The sequence below is a fragment of the Streptomyces sp. NBC_00354 genome (assembly GCF_036106915.1).
GTDB lineage: Bacteria > Actinomycetota > Actinomycetes > Streptomycetales > Streptomycetaceae > Streptomyces.
In genome coordinates this window covers 2,817,650-2,832,924 of the sequence record NZ_CP107983.1, presented here as the reverse complement: position 1 = coordinate 2,832,924, position 15,275 = coordinate 2,817,650, and the positions used below count along the sequence as shown (strand labels likewise).

The 15,275-nt window shown below is 71.1% G+C and carries 8 protein-coding genes; 4 read left to right on the top strand and 4 right to left on the bottom strand.

The annotated features are described in order from the left end of the window. Positions 1 to 30 precede the first annotated feature (30 nt). On the bottom strand, positions 31 to 1,725 hold the full coding sequence (gene treS / locus OHT74_RS12330; RefSeq protein WP_328620256.1) for a maltose alpha-D-glucosyltransferase: 1,695 nt from the start codon (positions 1,723 to 1,725) through the stop codon (positions 31 to 33). After that, positions 1,722 to 3,716, bottom strand: a complete 1,995-nt coding sequence (locus tag OHT74_RS12325; RefSeq protein WP_266663584.1) for an alpha-1,4-glucan--maltose-1-phosphate maltosyltransferase — start codon at positions 3,714 to 3,716, stop codon at positions 1,722 to 1,724. The genes treS and OHT74_RS12325 overlap by 4 nt, the downstream gene beginning before the upstream one ends. 962 nt (positions 3,717 to 4,678) lie before the next feature. Between OHT74_RS12325 and glgP the strand changes: the two genes are divergently transcribed. After that, entirely contained in the window at positions 4,679 to 7,333 is a 2,655-nt protein-coding gene (gene glgP, locus OHT74_RS12320) for an alpha-glucan family phosphorylase (protein WP_266663582.1), read from the top strand. Between the two features lie 21 nt (positions 7,334 to 7,354). Here glgP and OHT74_RS12315 read toward each other — a convergent pair whose 3' ends face one another. Beyond that, a complete protein-coding gene (locus OHT74_RS12315; protein ID WP_266663580.1) occupies positions 7,355 to 8,359 on the bottom strand; it encodes an Lrp/AsnC family transcriptional regulator in 1,005 nt (334 codons plus the stop codon). Positions 8,360 to 8,518: 159 nt separating this feature from the next. Between OHT74_RS12315 and OHT74_RS12310 the strand changes: the two genes are divergently transcribed. Together OHT74_RS12310 and OHT74_RS12305 are read left to right on the top strand one after the other, a co-directional pair. Further along, a complete protein-coding gene (locus tag OHT74_RS12310; RefSeq protein WP_328620255.1) occupies positions 8,519 to 10,066 on the top strand; it encodes an MFS transporter in 1,548 nt (515 codons plus the stop codon). A 165-nt stretch (positions 10,067 to 10,231) separates the two neighbouring features. Further along, complete coding sequence (locus OHT74_RS12305) at positions 10,232 to 11,026, top strand: hypothetical protein (RefSeq protein ID WP_328620254.1); 795 nt, start codon at positions 10,232 to 10,234, stop codon at positions 11,024 to 11,026. A gap of 108 nt (positions 11,027 to 11,134) precedes the next feature. Here the strand turns inward: OHT74_RS12305 and OHT74_RS12300 are convergent, their stop codons facing one another. After that, a complete protein-coding gene (locus tag OHT74_RS12300) occupies positions 11,135 to 13,402 on the bottom strand; it encodes a M4 family metallopeptidase (protein WP_328620253.1) in 2,268 nt (755 codons plus the stop codon). Positions 13,403 to 13,783: 381 nt separating this feature from the next. Here OHT74_RS12300 and OHT74_RS12295 point away from each other — a divergent pair, with 381 nt between their 5' ends. Continuing rightward, positions 13,784 to 15,271 (top strand): sugar transferase, encoded by a 1,488-nt coding sequence (locus OHT74_RS12295; RefSeq protein WP_266663568.1) that lies wholly within the window; start codon positions 13,784 to 13,786, stop codon positions 15,269 to 15,271. The last annotated feature ends 4 nt before the right edge of the window (positions 15,272 to 15,275 follow it).

Sequence of the window (15,275 nt, the reverse complement as noted above, 5' to 3'; positions counted from 1 at the left end):
CATTCGCGCCGCCCACCCCGTACCCGGCGGCTACTCGTTGCGCAGACGGAACCAGTAGAAGCCGTGTCCTGCGATGGTGAGCAGGTACGGCCACTCGCCGATCGGCGGGAAGCGCACGTCACCCGTGAGCTCCACCGGGACCCGCCCGTTGAACGACCGCAGATCCAGCTCGGTGGGCTGCGCGAAGCGGGAGAAGTTGTGCACGCACAGCACCAGGTCGTCCCCGTACTCGCGCAGGAAGGCGAGCACCGCCGGGTTGGACGAGGGCAGTTCGGTGTACGAGCCGAGTCCGAAGGCGGGGTTGGCCTTGCGGATCTCGATCAGCCTGCGGGTCCAGTGCAGCAGTGAGGAGGGCGATGCCATCGTGGCCTCGACATTGGTGACCTGGTACCCGTAGACCGGGTCCATGATGACCGGCAGGTTCAGCCTGCCCGGATCGCAGGAGGAGAAACCGGCGTTGCGGTCCGGGGTCCACTGCATCGGCGTGCGGACGCCGTCGCGGTCGCCGAGCCAGATGTTGTCGCCCATGCCGATCTCGTCGCCGTAGTAGAGCACCGGCGAACCGGGCAGCGACAGCAGCAGGGCGGTGAACAGCTCCATCTGGTTGCGGTCGTTGTCGAGGAGCGGGGCGAGCCGGCGCCGGATGCCGATGTTGGCCCGCATCCGCGGATCCTTGGCGTACTCGGCGTACATGTAGTCGCGCTCTTCGTCCGTGACCATCTCGAGGGTGAGCTCGTCGTGGTTGCGCAGGAAGATGCCCCACTGGCAGCGGTCCGGGATCGCCGGGGTCTTGGCCAGGATTTCGGAGACGGGGTAGCGCGACTCTCTTCGTACGGCCATGAAGATGCGCGGCATGACGGGGAAGTGGAAGGCCATGTGGCACTCGTCCCCGCCCTTCGCGAAGTCGCCGAAGTAGTCGACGACGTCCTCGGGCCACTGGTTGGCCTCGGCGAGCAGCACGGTGTCGGGGTAGTGCGTGTCGATTTCGGCGCGGACCCGCTTGAGCAGCTGGTGGGTGCGCGGCAGGTTCTCGCAGTTGGTGCCCTCCTCCGCGTACAGGTAGGGCACCGCGTCGAGTCTGAACCCGTCGATCCCGAGGTCCAGCCAGAACCGGAGGGCGGAGACGATCTCCTCCACCACGGCCGGGTTCTCGTAGTTGAGGTCGGGCTGGTGCGAGAAGAACCGGTGCCAGTAGTACTGCTTGCGGACCGGGTCGTACGTCCAGTTCGAGGTCTCGGTGTCGATGAAGATGATGCGGGCGTCCTGGTACTGCTTGTCGTTGTCGGCCCACATGTAGTAGTCGCCGTACGGCCCGTCCGGGTCCTTGCGGGACTGCTGGAACCACTCGTGCTGGTCGCTCGTGTGGTTCATGACGAAGTCGATGATCACCCGCATGCCGCGCTGGTGCGCGGCGTCCACGAACTCCACGAAGTCGGCGAGGTCGCCGAACTCGGGGAGGACCGAGGTGTAGTCGGCCACGTCGTAGCCACCGTCGCGGAGCGGCGAGGCGAAGAACGGCGGCAGCCAGAGGCAGTCGACGCCCAGCCACTGGAGGTAGTCGAGCTTGGCGGTGAGTCCCTTCAGGTCCCCTACGCCGTCTCCGTTGCTGTCGTGGAAGGACCGTACGAGCACCTCGTAGAAGACCGCCCGTTTGAACCAGTCGGGGTCGCGGTCCTTCGCGGGGGTGTCCTCGAACGTGTCGTGGACGGGATCGTTGATCATCATGTGGTGGGTGACCCTCCGGTGGGCGGGGACGGTCGCAGGGCCGCCAGTACGTGCGCGGGCGTGCGGCCCGGTTCCAGGCGCACGTAGTTGGCCCTGCCCCAGTGGTAGGTCTCGCCGGTGAGCTCGTCGCGCACCGCGAGGGACCCGTGCCAGTCGAGGCCGAGTACCGGCATGTCCAACGAGACCGTCGCCTCCTGGGTGTGGTGCGGATCGAGGTTGACGACCACCAGTACGGAATTGGCGCCGGCATGCTTCGAATAGGCGATCACCTGGTCGTTGTCGGTCGTGTGGAAATGGATGTCGCGCAGCTGCTGCAGCGCCGGGTTGCGGCGGCGCATCCGGTTCAGGGCGGTGATCAGCGGGGCGATGGTGCGGCCCTCGCGGTCCGCGGCCGCCCAGTCGCGCGGCCGGAACTCGTACTTCTCGGAGTTCAGGTACTCCTCGCTGCCCTCCCGGACCGCGGCGTTCTCGCACAGCTCGTAGCCGGCGTAGACACCCCAGGTGGGGGAGAGGGTGGCGGCCAGGACGGCGCGCACCTCGAAGGCCGGACGGCCGCCGTGCTGGAGGTACTCGTGGAGGATGTCGGGCGTGTTGACGAAGAAATTCGGCCGCATGACGGCGGCGGAGCGGGTGTCCGCGAGCTCGGTCAGGTACTCGGTCAGCTCGGCCTTGGTGTTGCGCCAGGTGAAGTACGTGTACGACTGCTGGAAGCCGATGGCGGCGAGCGTGCGCATCATGGCGGGCCGGGTGAAGGCCTCCGCCAGGAAGATCACGTCGGGGTCGGACTTGTTGATGTCCGCGATCACCTTCTGCCAGAAGACGACCGGCTTCGTGTGCGGATTGTCCACCCGGAAGATGCGGACGCCGTGGTCCATCCAGTACCGCAGGATCCGGGCCGTCTCCTCGACGAGGCCGGCCATGTCGGTGTCGAAGTGGATCGGGTAGATGTCCTGGTACTTCTTCGGCGGGTTCTCCGCGTAGGCGATCGTCCCGTCGGCCCGATGGCGGAACCACTCGGGGTGCTTCTCCACCCAGGGGTGGTCCGGGGAGCACTGGAGTGCGAAGTCGAGCGCGATCTCCATGCGCAGCTCGCGGGCGCGGGCGACGAAGGCGTCGAAGTCCTCGATCGTGCCGAGGTCGGGGTGGACCGCGTCGTGGCCGCCCTCGGTGGAACCGATGGCCCACGGCACCCCGGGGTCCCAACTTCCAGCCGAAAGAGTGTTGTTCGGGCCCTTGCGGTACGTACTCCCAATGGGGTGGATCGGTGGCAGGTACACCACGTCGAAGCCCATCGCGGCGATGGCCGGCAGCCGGTCGGCGGCGCTGCGGAACGTGCCGCTCACGGGCTGCTCGCCGGGCTCGACGACGGCTCCCTCGGAGCGCGGGAACATCTCGTACCAGGAGCCGAAGAGGGCCCGCTTGCGCTCCACGACCAGCGGCAGGGCCTTGGACGCGGTGACCAGCTCCCGGTACGGGCGCCGGGCGAGCGCGGCCTGCACCGGGACGGCGAGGGCGGCGGAGTACCGAAGCGACACCGGGCGGTCCTCGTCGCGCATCGCCTCGGCGGCGGCCAGTACGTGCTCGCGCCCGTCCTTCTTGGGGATCCTGGAGCCCGCCCGCTCGTAGAGCTCGGCGCCCTCGAGCAGGGTGAGCCCGGGGTCGATGCCCGCGGGGATCTTGATGGCGGCGTGGGCCTGCCAGGTGGCGACGGGGTCGCTCCACGCCTCGACGGTGTACGTCCACCTCCCCTCGACCTCGGTGGAGACACGCGCCCCCCACCGGTCGGTGCCGGGCGCCAGCTCGCGCATCGGCACGGGGGGCCGCAGCCGCCCGCTCGGATCGCGGAGTACGACATGGGCGGCGACGGCGTCGTGGCCCTCGCGGAACACGGTGGCGGAGATCTCGAAGACCTCGTCCACGACCGCCTTGGCGGGTCTGGCCCCGCAGTCGACGGCGGGGTGGACGTCCAGCACGGGAATACGACCGATCATGATGGGATCACCTGGAGGCAGTTCGCAGGGCTCGGTGACATCAGCCCAGCCGGAGCACCGGCTGGTCGTGCACGCTCTGTTCGCTCTGTTTCTAGCCGCTCAGAAGACGGCTGGGCTGCGGGCATGGCCGCTCCTGTCCGCGTTCACTCGGGTGGCGGGAGAGGTGGTGGGGCGGGGGTGCCGTGCGTGTACGCGGGGAGCCCTGCCCACTCTCACCCCGCCCAATCCGTGCGCTTGGTTAACTACTCGTACGTAGTCGCGCGGCCCAGACCAAGCCCCTGGCCGACATCCGCCGAGGCTCAGTCAAGTCGGTTGGGACTACCGGATGTACGTCGTGACACCCCCGCCCCACGAGCACCACAGGCATCATCTGTGACTGGCGGTTTGGGGCGGTGAGGGCGGAATATCCGGAGTGGCAGCGCCCTCCGCGGAAGGGATCACGGGGCCCATCTCTGCGGATTTCATGTGTGCTTCCGGCCGCCGGAATGTCCTGAATTCACATCACCTTTTTCGAAGGAACGCTCCTGTTGCGTCCCGCTCGTACGGTGGTCCTGCTCGCCGCGGGCCTCGTCACCCTGCTCGGTGTCCCGGGCGCTGCGCCCGCCGATACACCACCCTCGCTGTACGTCGACGACGTTGACGCCAACTGCTCCGACGCCGGATCCGGTAGACAGGCCGCCCCGGCCGTCGCCCACCGTCGGCATCGTCAACAGCTACGGTGGCAGCACCCGCGTGATCACCGACCTGCCCGGCCGCTTCACCCAGCCCCGACCCGACCGGCCCGTCAGACACAGCCGCCCCGGCCACCCGTGCAGCGCACGCGGCGCCGTTGCGGCGCCGTTCGGCGCGCGAGGCACCGTGGCAGGGCGGGGCGCAGTGAAGCTAGCCTTCCCGGGGTGATGCGCGGACGCACAGCGTGGTGCGGCCGCTTCGATCCGTAATCGCCTGCGAAGGTAGAACGTGTGAAGGCTATCCGTCGATTCACCGTGCGCCCCGTTCTCCCGGAACCATTGCTGCCGCTCGCCGACCTCGCGCGCAATCTGCGCTGGTCGTGGCATGCCGAGACCCGTGAACTCTTCCAATCCGTCGACCCCGAGGGCTGGCAGGCCGCCAGCGGCGATCCCGTCCGGCTGCTCGGCGCAGTCTCCGCCCCCCGGCTCGAGGAACTGTCCGGCGACCGGCGGTTCCTGCGCCGGCTCGCCGTCGTCGCCGCCGACCTCGACGACTACGTCCGCGGCGGGAGGTGGTACCAGAGCCATGAAAACGGCGCCGAGCTGCCCGCCGGGATCGCCTATTTCTCCCCCGAGTTCGGGATCACCGCCGCCCTGCCGCAGTACTCCGGCGGGCTCGGGATCCTCGCCGGGGACCACCTCAAGGCCGCCAGCGACCTCGGCGTCCCGCTGATCGGCGTGGGACTGCTGTACCGGCACGGGTACTTCCGCCAGTCCCTCTCCCGTGACGGCTGGCAGCAGGAGCACTATCCCGTCCTCGACCCCAACGAGCTCCCCGTTTCCCTGCTGCGGGACACCGACGGGGCACCGGCCCGGGTGTCCCTGAGCCTGCCGGGCGGCCGGGCCCTGCACGCGCACATCTGGCAGGCCCGCGTCGGCCGGGTGCCGCTGCTGCTCCTGGACTCCGACGTCGAGGACAACGACGCCGGCGCCCGGGAGGTGACCGACCGGCTCTACGGCGGCGGCAGCGACCACCGCCTCCTCCAGGAGATGCTGCTCGGCATCGGAGGCGTGCGCGCGGTGCGCACGTACTGCCGGATCGCCGGGCATCCCGACCCCGAGGTGTTCCACACGAACGAGGGACACGCAGGATTCCTCGGGCTCGAACGCATAAGGGAACTGGAAGGGGAGCAGGGGCTCGGCTTCGACGCCGCCGTCGAGGCGGTGCGCGCCGGGACCGTGTTCACCACGCACACGCCGGTGCCCGCCGGCATCGACCGCTTCGAGCGGGCCCTGGTCGCCCGGCACTTCGGGCCCGGGGCGGAGCTGGCCGCCCTCCCGGTCGACCGGATCCTCGAACTGGGCGCCGAGTCCTATCCCGGCGGCGACCCCGGCGTGTTCAACATGGCGGTGATGGGGCTGCGCCTGGCCCAGCGCGCCAACGGCGTCTCGACCCTGCACGGGGCGGTCAGCCGGGGCATGTTCGCCGGGCTGTGGCCGGGCTTCGACCCGGCCGACGTGCCCATCACCTCCGTGACCAACGGGGTGCACGCCCCGACCTGGGTGGCTCCCGAGGTCGTCCGCCTCGGAGCCCGCCAGATCGGCGCCGGGCGGACCGAGGACGCGCTGTCGGTGGGCGGCTCCCAGCGCTGGGACGCGGTCGCCGACATCGCCGACCAGGACATCTGGGACCTGCGGCGCGGGCTGCGCGAGCAGCTGGTGCAGGAGGTGCGCGACCGGCTGCGGGCCTCGTGGCTCCAGCGCGGGGCCGCCGAAGCCGAACTCGGCTGGGTGGACTCCGTACTCGACCCGGACGTGCTCACCATCGGGTTCGCCCGGCGCGTGCCCTCGTACAAGCGGCTCACGCTGATGCTCCGCGACCCCGACCGGCTGCGCAGGCTGCTGCTCGACCCGGAGCGGCCCGTGCAGATCGTCGTCGCGGGCAAGGCGCACCCGGCCGACGACGGGGGCAAGCGGCTCGTGCAGGAGCTGGTGCGGTTCGCGGACGACCCGCGGGTGCGGCACCGGATCGTGTTCCTGCCCGACTACGGCATGGCCATGGCGCAGAAGCTCTACCCGGGCTGCGACGTCTGGCTGAACAACCCGCTGCGGCCGCTGGAGGCCTGCGGGACGAGCGGGATGAAGGCGGCGCTCAACGGCTGTCTCAACCTGTCCGTGCTGGACGGCTGGTGGGACGAGTGGTTCGAGCCGGACTTCGGCTGGGCCATCCCGACGGCCGACGGGCTCGGGACGGACGAGGACCGGCGCGACGACCTGGAGGCCAATGCCCTCTACGAGTTGATCGAGAGCCGGGTCGCGCCGCGGTTCTACGACCGGGCGGGCCGCAGCGGACTGCCGGTGCGGTGGATCGAGATGGTCCGGCGCACCCTCGTCTCGCTGGGTCCCAAGGTGCTCGCGGGGCGCATGGTGCGGGAGTACGTGGAGCGGCTGTATGCGCCGGCCGCGCGCGCACACCGGGCCCTGAACCCCGATGCGGCACGGGACCTGGCCTGGTGGAAGGGCCGGGTCCGGGCGGCCTGGCCGCGGGTCGGCGTCGAGCACGTGGAGGCGCTGGCCGCGGCTCCCGTGAACGGCACCGCCGAGCTCGGGGCCACCCTCACGCTGCGGGTGCGGGTGGCGCTCGACGCACTCACCCCCGAGGACGTGGAGGTGCAGGCCGTCGCCGGCCGGGTGGATCCGCAGGACGTGATCCGCGACGGGCGGACCTTCCCGCTGAAGCCGGCCGCCGGGCCCGACCTGGAGGGGCGCTGGATGTACGAGGGCCCGCTCGCCCTCGACCGCACGGGGCCCTACGGCTACACCGTGCGCATCCTGCCCGCGCACCCGCTGCTGGCGACGCCGGCCGAACTGGGGCTGGTCGCAGCCCCTGTGGAGGCCGACGCGGCCGGTGACACGGGCGCGGGGGGCGGCGTACTGCTGCGCTGAGCGGTCCCCGAGGCCGCTTCATCAGGGGGCGGGCGGCGGGTCCACCAGCCGCCCGCCCTCCACCAGCATCCCGGCCCGCTTGATGTTGCGCAGGGTCGGGATCACCTCCACGTGCCGGATGCCGGGCACCGAGCCGATCCGCTCGGTCAGGTACGTGTACAGCGCGTCGGTGTCCCGGCACACCACCGCGGCCATCAGGTTGGCCGTGCCGGTCACCGCGGCCGCGAACGGCACCTCCGGGTGGCCGGCGAGCGCGGCGCCCGCCTCCGCCAGCCGGGCCGGCTCCGCGGTCAGCATCAGCGTCGCCTCCGCCTCGAAGCCCAGGGTCGACGGGACGAGCTCCAGGTCGAAGTACAGCGCTCGCAGCTCCCGCAGCCGGTCCAGCCGGCGGCGCGCGGTGGACTCCGACAGGCCGGAGGCGCGGGCCAGCTCGGGATAGCCGGCCCGGCCGTCCTGGGCGAGCACCGCCAGCAGCGCGAGCTCGGCCTCGTCCAGGGCGTACCGCTCCTGCCCGGGCGCCCCGGGCGTCTGCGTCAGCGCCGCGACCTGCCCGGGCCGTAGGGTGTCCAGGCCGCACCACACCGTCGGGCGGCCGATGTACACCCGCAGGATGGTGTGGGCGCTGACCCCGGTCACCCGGCGCGTGCGCGGGAGCTTGTCCAGCAGCAGGCCGTCGCGGTCCTGCCGGGTCCGGGCCTTGGTCAGACAGTTGATCTCGGTGCCGCCGGAGCCGAGTTTCACCCAGGAGATGTCCGGCCGCCGGGCCAGCGCCCCGGCCACCGCGAGCGCGGCGTCGGGCGTGCACTGCACCCGCAGCCAGGACTCGAACAGCCCTACGCGGCTGCCGAGCGGCAGCCCGACCACCCGGATCAGGCCCGAGGTCCGCAGCCGGCGGTAGCGGCGCACCACCGTCTGGTCGGAGACCTCGAGCACCTCGGCGATCCGGCTGAAGGGGGCCCGGCCGTCGATCATCAGGGCCTGCATCAGCCCCTGGTCGAGGGCGTCCAGCTGTACGGGTGCGGTCATGGAATCCATCATGGCAGGGGCTGCCATGGGTGAAATCCAGCAGTCGGGGGTGTGTGGATGGGGGATCGGCCGTGCGGCTGAGAGTTTGGAGCCACCGCCAACCCCCTGCCGGCCCTGCCCGGCCCCTGCCGGGCCTTCGGGTCCCCGAGGAGAACCCACATGCGTAAATGGCTCCCGCTGACCGCGGTGTGCCTCGGGGCGTTCATGCTCCTGGTCGACGTCACGATCGTGATGGTCGCCCTGCCCGACATGACCGCCGACATGCACACTTCCTTCTCCGCACTCCAGTGGGTCATGGACGTCTACGCCCTGGCCCTCGCCGCCCTGCTGCTCGGCGCCGGCTCCCTCGCCGACCGGATCGGCCGCCGCCGCGTCTACCTCGGCGGGCTCGGGCTCTTCGCCGCCGCCTCCCTCGCCTGCGGGCTGGCCACCGGACCGGCGACGTTGATCGCTTTCCGCGCCGTCCAGGGCATCGGCGGCGCCGCGATGTTCGCCACCACCATGGCCCTGCTCAGCAGTGCCTACCAGGGGCGCGACCGCGGGATCGCCTTCGGCGTCTGGGGCGCGGTCAACGGCGCCGCCGCCGCGGCCGGCCCGATCATCGGCGGGCTGCTGACCGAGCACTTCGGCTGGCGCTGGATCTTCTTCATCAACCTCCCGGTCTGCGCCCTGGCCGTGTACGTGACCCTCCGGTCGGTCGCCGAGTCCCGGGACCCGCGCGCCAAGGGCCTCGATCTGCCCGGCATGGCCGCCTTCACCACCGGCGCGGCGGCCGTCACGTACGCCCTGATCCGGGTCGGCGAGAACGGCTGGACCGGTGCCGCCACCCTCGGCCTGCTCGGCCTCGGCGCGGCCGCCTTCGCCGCCTTCGTCCTCGTCGAACTGCGCAGCTCCCACCCGATGCTGGACCTCTCGCTGTTCCGCAGCCGCTCCTTCGTCGGCGTGATGGCCGGGGCGCTGCTGCTGTCCGGCGCCGCGTTCTCGTACCTGATGTACGTCTCCCTCTGGCTGCAGTCCGCCGAGGGGATGGGCCCGGTCTCCGCCGGCCTGGTGCTGGTGCCGCTGAGCCTCGCCGCGTTCGCGGTCTCGGCGGTGGCCGGCCGGCTGCTGCACGGGGCCCCGGCGCGGCTGACCATCGGCGGCGGGCTGCTGCTGATCGGGGCGGGCGCACTGCTCCAGGCCTGGATGACGGATGCCGGGGACGGCTGGCAGGCCCTGGTCCCGGGTCTGGTGGTGACCGGCCTCGGCGCGGGCACGGCCACCCCGGCGCTGGCGGCCGCCGCGATGGGGGCCGTGGCCCCGGCCCGGGCGGGCATGGCCGGCGGGGCCCTCAACACCGCCCGGCAGCTGGGCATGGCGCTGGGCATCGCGGTGCTCGGCGCGGTCTTCCAGGCCGGGCTGAAGGACGGGCTCGGCGGCTCGGGCCAAGGGCCCGGCACGGCCGAGGCGCTGGCCTCCGGCCGGGCCGGGGAACTGCTGGCCGCGGGGCCGGCCGCCCGGGTCTGGGTGGAGGAGGCCTTCGCGAGCGGGCTGCGGGGGACGTTCCTGGTCTCGGGGCTGATGGGGCTGGCCGGCGCGCTGGTGGTGCTCGTCCTGGTCCGAACGGCGGCGCAGGCTCCGGCTGCCGTCCCGGTTTCGGCTCCGGTACCGGCTCCGGCGGGCCCGGACGGTGCGGCCGATCAGGCGTCCGAACGCGCGTCCGCGTAAGGGGTGCTGGGCGGGACCGTACGGGCGCAGGCCGCCGATCCGGGCGGGTGAACCTTCGAACGCGCTGCGCATGCCGAATCGTTTCGGCATGGGGGATCGCTCCTACGCTGCCCGCTGGATGCCACCGGACCGGCATTCATTGCCCACAGAACGGACTTCCTCCCCATGCGTCTTCGCCCCTCCGCCGCAGCGCTCCTCGGCGCCCTCGCCCTCGTCCTGCCCACCGCCGGCCCGTCGATGGCCGGCGGCAACGACGACCTCGGCCGGCTGGAGTACATCATCGACAACGACGGGCGCGCGCAGATCCGCCCGTCGGACAACGACACCTGCTACGAGCTGACGGACACCTCGAGCAACCGCCCCGCGACGGCGGTGCACAACGACACCGAGTCGCGAGCCGTGCTCTACCCGAACCACGGCTGCAACGGCCGGGTGGAGCGGGAGCTGCAGCCGGGCGACACGGTGCACAACGTTGCGGTCCTCTCGGCGACCTTCGTGCCGGTCCACGGCCGCCGTGACGACTTCCGTGACGACCGCGACGACTTCCGCGACGACTTCCGCAACAACGATGACGACTTCCGCTCCCACCGCACGCCGATGGACGACCCGGAGCAGAAGCAGGGTCAGGAGCAGGAGCAGGGTCAGGACCAGCCGCAGGACCAGCCGCAGGGCCAGGACCAGCCGCAGGACCAGCCGCAGGGCCAGGACCAGCCGCAGGGCCAGGACCAGCCGCAGGGCCAGGACCAGCCGCAGGACCAGCCGCAGGGCCAGGAGCAGGGTCAGGACGAGGGGAAGCAGCAGGGTCAGGACGAGGGCAAGGAGCACGGTCAGGACGAGGGGAAGGAGCACGGCCAGGACGAAGGGAAGGAACACGGCCAGGAGCAGGGCCGGCACGAGGGCGGCCACAAGCAGCACGGGAAGCACGACCTGTTCGACTTCATCTTCAAGGGCATCGGCTGACCTTCGGACCCGATGAGCACATGGAACAGGGCCGCCCGGGAGGGTCTCTCCCGGGCGGCCCCGCGTTTTCATGGGGTCAGCCGCTTCGCTTCACCTGCCCCGGTGGGGTCAGAAGGTGAGCTTCCAGCTGTTGATGTAGCCGGTGTCCAGGCTGGCGAGGTCCGCCACGCGGAGCTTCCAGGTGCCCTGGGCCACCTCGGACGAGGCGTTCACGGTGAAGCTCTGGACGATGTTGTCCGCGCTGCCGCCGGTGCGGTTGCGCAGGTTGTAGACGGTGCCGTCGGGGGCGACCAGGTCGACCCGGAGGTCACCGACGTAGGTGTGGACGATGTTCACGTCCACCTTGAGGGTGCTCGGGGCGTTGCCCGTGCGGGTCACGGCGAGCGGCGACTCGACGGTCGCGTTGTCCGCGATCTGGTAGTCGTTCGTGTTCTCGAACACGTTCTGCTGGGACGTGCCGACGGTCCAGGTGAAGGACGCCGTGCCCGTCTTGCTCGCCGAGTCGGTCACCGTCACGGTCACGTTGGACGTGCCCGCGGTGGTCGCCGTGCCCGAGATCAGACCGGTCGAGGAGTTGATCGACAGGCCGGCCGGCAGGCCGGTCGCCGCGTAGCTCAGCGCACCCGGGTTGGTGCTGGTCGCCTGGACCTGAAGGCTCACAGCGGTGTTGATCTGGGTGGTCTGGTTGGCGATCGGGGTGACCGAGACGCCGGAGACGATGCGCGCACCGACGTTGATGCCCGCCCAGGCGTTGGCCACGTTGTTGTACGTGGTCGAGCCGGCGCCGTACAGGTCGGCAGCGGCCTGCAGGGTCGCGGTACGGGCGGCCGCGTAGTTGGTGTTCGACTTGAAGTAGCCCACCGTCAGCGCGCGGAACCAGATCTTCGAGGCGGCGTCACGGCCGATCGCGGTGACCGGGAGGCCGTCGGAGGTCGGCGAGTTGTAGCTCACACCGTTGATGACCTTGGCGCCGGAGCCCTCGGAGGCCAGGTAGTACCAGTGGTTGGCCGGGCCCGAGGAGTAGTGGACGTCGATGCCGCCGATGCCCGAGTACCACGCGTCCTTGGAGCCGCCGTCCTTGCTCGGCTTGTCCATGTAGCGCAGCGGGGTGCCGTCGCCGTTGATGTCGATCTTCTCGCCGACCAGGTAGTCGCCGACGTCCTGCGGGTTGTTGGCGTAGAACTCGACGGCCGCCGCCATGATGTCGGAGGTCGCCTCGTTCAGACCGCCGGGCTCACCGCTGTAGGTCATGTTGCCGGTGACCGAGGTGAGGCCGTGGGTCATCTCGTGGGCGGCCACGTCGATGGACGTCAGCGGGTGCGTGTTGCTCGTACCGTCGCCGTACGTCATGCAGAAGCAGGAGTCGTCCCAGAACGCGTTCACGTACGCGTTGCCGTAGTGGACCCGGCTGTACGGGGCCACGCCGTCGTTGCGCAGACCGTTGCGGCCGTGCACGTTCTTGTAGTAGTCCCAGGTCAGCTGTGCGCCGTAGTGCGCGTCCGCGCCGGCGGTGGCCCGGTTGGACGCGGCGCCGTTGCCCCACACGTCGGTCGTGTTGGTGAAGAGGCTGCCGGTGCCGGAGCTGCCGCCGTTGAGGTCGTACGTCTTGTGGCTGCCGCGCCCGGCGTCGGTCAGCGTGTAGTTGCTGCCCGACTGCGAGGTGCCCATCGTGACCTGGCCGCTGTACATGGTGTTGCCGGTGCCGGTCTCGATGGCCTGCCACTGGGTGATCTTCGCGCCGGTCTTGGCGTTGGTGATCACGTGCAGCGCGCTCGGGGTGCCGTCGTCCTGGAGGCCGCCCACGACGGTCTCGTAGGCGAGGACGGGGGCGCCTTCGGCGGCCCAGATCACCTTGCGGGCGGTCTTGGAGGCCTTGGCGTCCTTGGAGCCCTCGGAGTTCGCGGCGGAGACGGCCTGGCCCTCGGCGGCGGCCGGGGTGACCGTGGCCGTGGTGTCCGCGACCTTGATCTCGTGGTTGGTGGCCTTGGTGATGCTCTTGGTGACGCCGGCCTTGGCATGGACCGTCAGGTCGCCGCCGAGCACGGGGAGTCCGCCGTAGGTGCGCTCGTATGTGGTGTGCGTGGTGCCGTCGGCGTCCTTGACGACGTCCCGGACGACCAGCTTCTCCTGCTCGCCGAGGCCGAGGGCCTTGGCCGCCTGGACAGTGGTCGAGTTGGCGTCGGCGATGAGCGTCGCACGCTCGGAGGGGCTGAGATTGACGGCGGCCGCGCCCGGGTTGGGCTGAGCGGCGTTGCGGGCCTGCGACGCGGTGGCGTCGGCGGATGCGGTGCCGGCCTGTATGCCGACGGCGAGCAGCGCTGCGGCGGCAACGAGCGCGCCGGCCGCGGTGGCACGCCTGTGGGGGGTGGGACTCAACGCAGACTCCTTCTGCAAGGGGGGTTCCGGACGGCTGGGTGGGCCTCCGGGCAGAGCAGGCTGGTGCGAAGAACGGATCGAAGAGTGCCAGCTGTCGGCTCCAATGTCAGGGCCGCGTCAAAAGGTTGGCTGGAAACGGTTCGTTGACCGATGAGACGTATCCGGTATCCGAACCATTCACCTTCGCGTGCGAAAGAGGGCTCCGATATCTGGAACGGTTGGTACCGGTTGCTAACACTTGCGCAACAAGAGGCCCCGTTCGGGCAATCGGCATTTGTCGTACGGGTGTTTGTCGTACTGTTTCCCGGTGCGCCAGTTGTCCGTCGCCAGGGGAAGCCATGGGCACGCGCCACTGTCATAGACCACGTGCCAGGGGGGCCCATGAGGCATGTCCATTTTCCTGCGCAAAGACTGGCCGCAGCCGTCGCCGATCCGGCGCGGCTCGCGGCCGCCCCGGCGAGGCGGCTCGGCGACAAGGCCCGCTGGTACCTGCCCGCCGCCCTCACGGCCGACTTCCTCGGCGCCGCAGTCCCCGTAGGACTGGTCTTCCACGCGGCGCAGCAGGTCCGGCCGGTGTCCTGCGCCCTCGGCGCGGCCCTGGCATGGACCGGCGTGCAGGCGGTGCGCCGGCGGTACGCGGCCCGCGTGCTCGGAGAATCACGCGGTGTGCTGCCCGTCGTACATGACTGGCTGATTCTTATCGGTGTCCTGGCCGTGGCCCGCGTGGTGACCGGTGAGAGCACTCCCCGGCTGTCCGCGCTCGGCGCCCTGCTGCCCGCTCTCCTCATCACCGTGGCCTGCCACAAGCTGACCTACCGCCACCTCTCGGCGGCCCGCCGCGAGGCGCACGCCGTCAGCCGGGTCCTGGTGGTCGGCGAACCCGGTGCGGCCGAGTCCGTCATCGAGCACCTGGCCGCGCGCACCGACCATCCGTACGTCGTCGTCGGCGTGGTGCCGGTCGGCGCCGGCCCGATCGAGGGCGGGGTGCCCGTCGCGGCCCGGCTCGACGCGGCCGCGCCCGAGGCCCCGAACGCGGACTCCGCCGCCGTGCTCGGCGCCGTCCGCAGCCACCACGCCGACCTCGTGCTGGTCGCCCCCGGCGCGCGGATCGCGGGGGAGCGGCTGCGCAGGGTCGCGTGGGCGCTGCACGACGCGGGCCTGGAACTCGCCGTCTTCCCGGGCCTCGTGGAGGTCTCCGTCAAGCGGCTGGAGACCCTGTCGGCAGGCGGGCTCGCCGTGCTGCGGGTGGTGCCGCCGCTGAGCCGCGGCATCCAGACCCTGCTCAAGTCGGCCCTCGACCGCACGGGGGCCGCGCTCGGGCTGCTGCTGCTCTCCCCGGTCTTCCTCGGCATCGTCCTGGCGATCCGCCTCGGCTCCCGCGGCCCGGCGTTCTACTGCCAGCGCCGGATAGGGCGCGACGGGGTCCCGTTCGTCATGTGGAAGTTCCGCACCATGGTCGTGGACGCGGACCGGCTCAAGAACGAGCTGTCCGGGGCCAACGAGAACGACGGGCTGATGTTCAAGATCCGCCGCGACCCCCGGGTGACCCGGGTGGGCCGGCTGCTGCGCCGCACCTCCATGGACGAACTGCCCCAGCTGTTCAACGTGCTGAGCGGGCACATGTCGCTCGTCGGGCCGCGCCCGCCGCTGCCGGAGGAGGTGGACCGGTACGACGAGGTCGAACTGCGCCGGCTCACCGTGCGGCCGGGCATGACCGGGCTGTGGCAGATCAGCGGCCGGTCCGACCTGTCCTGGGACGAGACGATCCAGCTCGACCTGCAGTACGTCGACAACTGGTCCTTCACCAGCGACGTCGACGTCATGGGCCGTACCCTCCGCGCCGTCGTCGACGGTCGCGGAGCGTACTGAGGGG

Bases quoted from the DNA above. Each gene is read 5' to 3' on its own strand.
- treS (WP_328620256.1), bottom strand. From the start codon at position 1,725: ATGATGATCAACGATCCCGTCCACGACACGTTCGAGGACACCCCCGCG.
- OHT74_RS12325 (WP_266663584.1), bottom strand. From the start codon at position 3,716: ATGATCGGTCGTATTCCCGTGCTGGACGTCCACCCCGCCGTCGACTGC.
- OHT74_RS12315 (WP_266663580.1), bottom strand. From the start codon at position 8,359: ATGACCGCACCCGTACAGCTGGACGCCCTCGACCAGGGGCTGATGCAG.
- OHT74_RS12310 (WP_328620255.1), top strand. From the start codon at position 8,519: ATGCGTAAATGGCTCCCGCTGACCGCGGTGTGCCTCGGGGCGTTCATG.
- OHT74_RS12305 (WP_328620254.1), top strand. From the start codon at position 10,232: ATGCGTCTTCGCCCCTCCGCCGCAGCGCTCCTCGGCGCCCTCGCCCTC.
- OHT74_RS12295 (WP_266663568.1), top strand. From the start codon at position 13,784: ATGAGGCATGTCCATTTTCCTGCGCAAAGACTGGCCGCAGCCGTCGCC.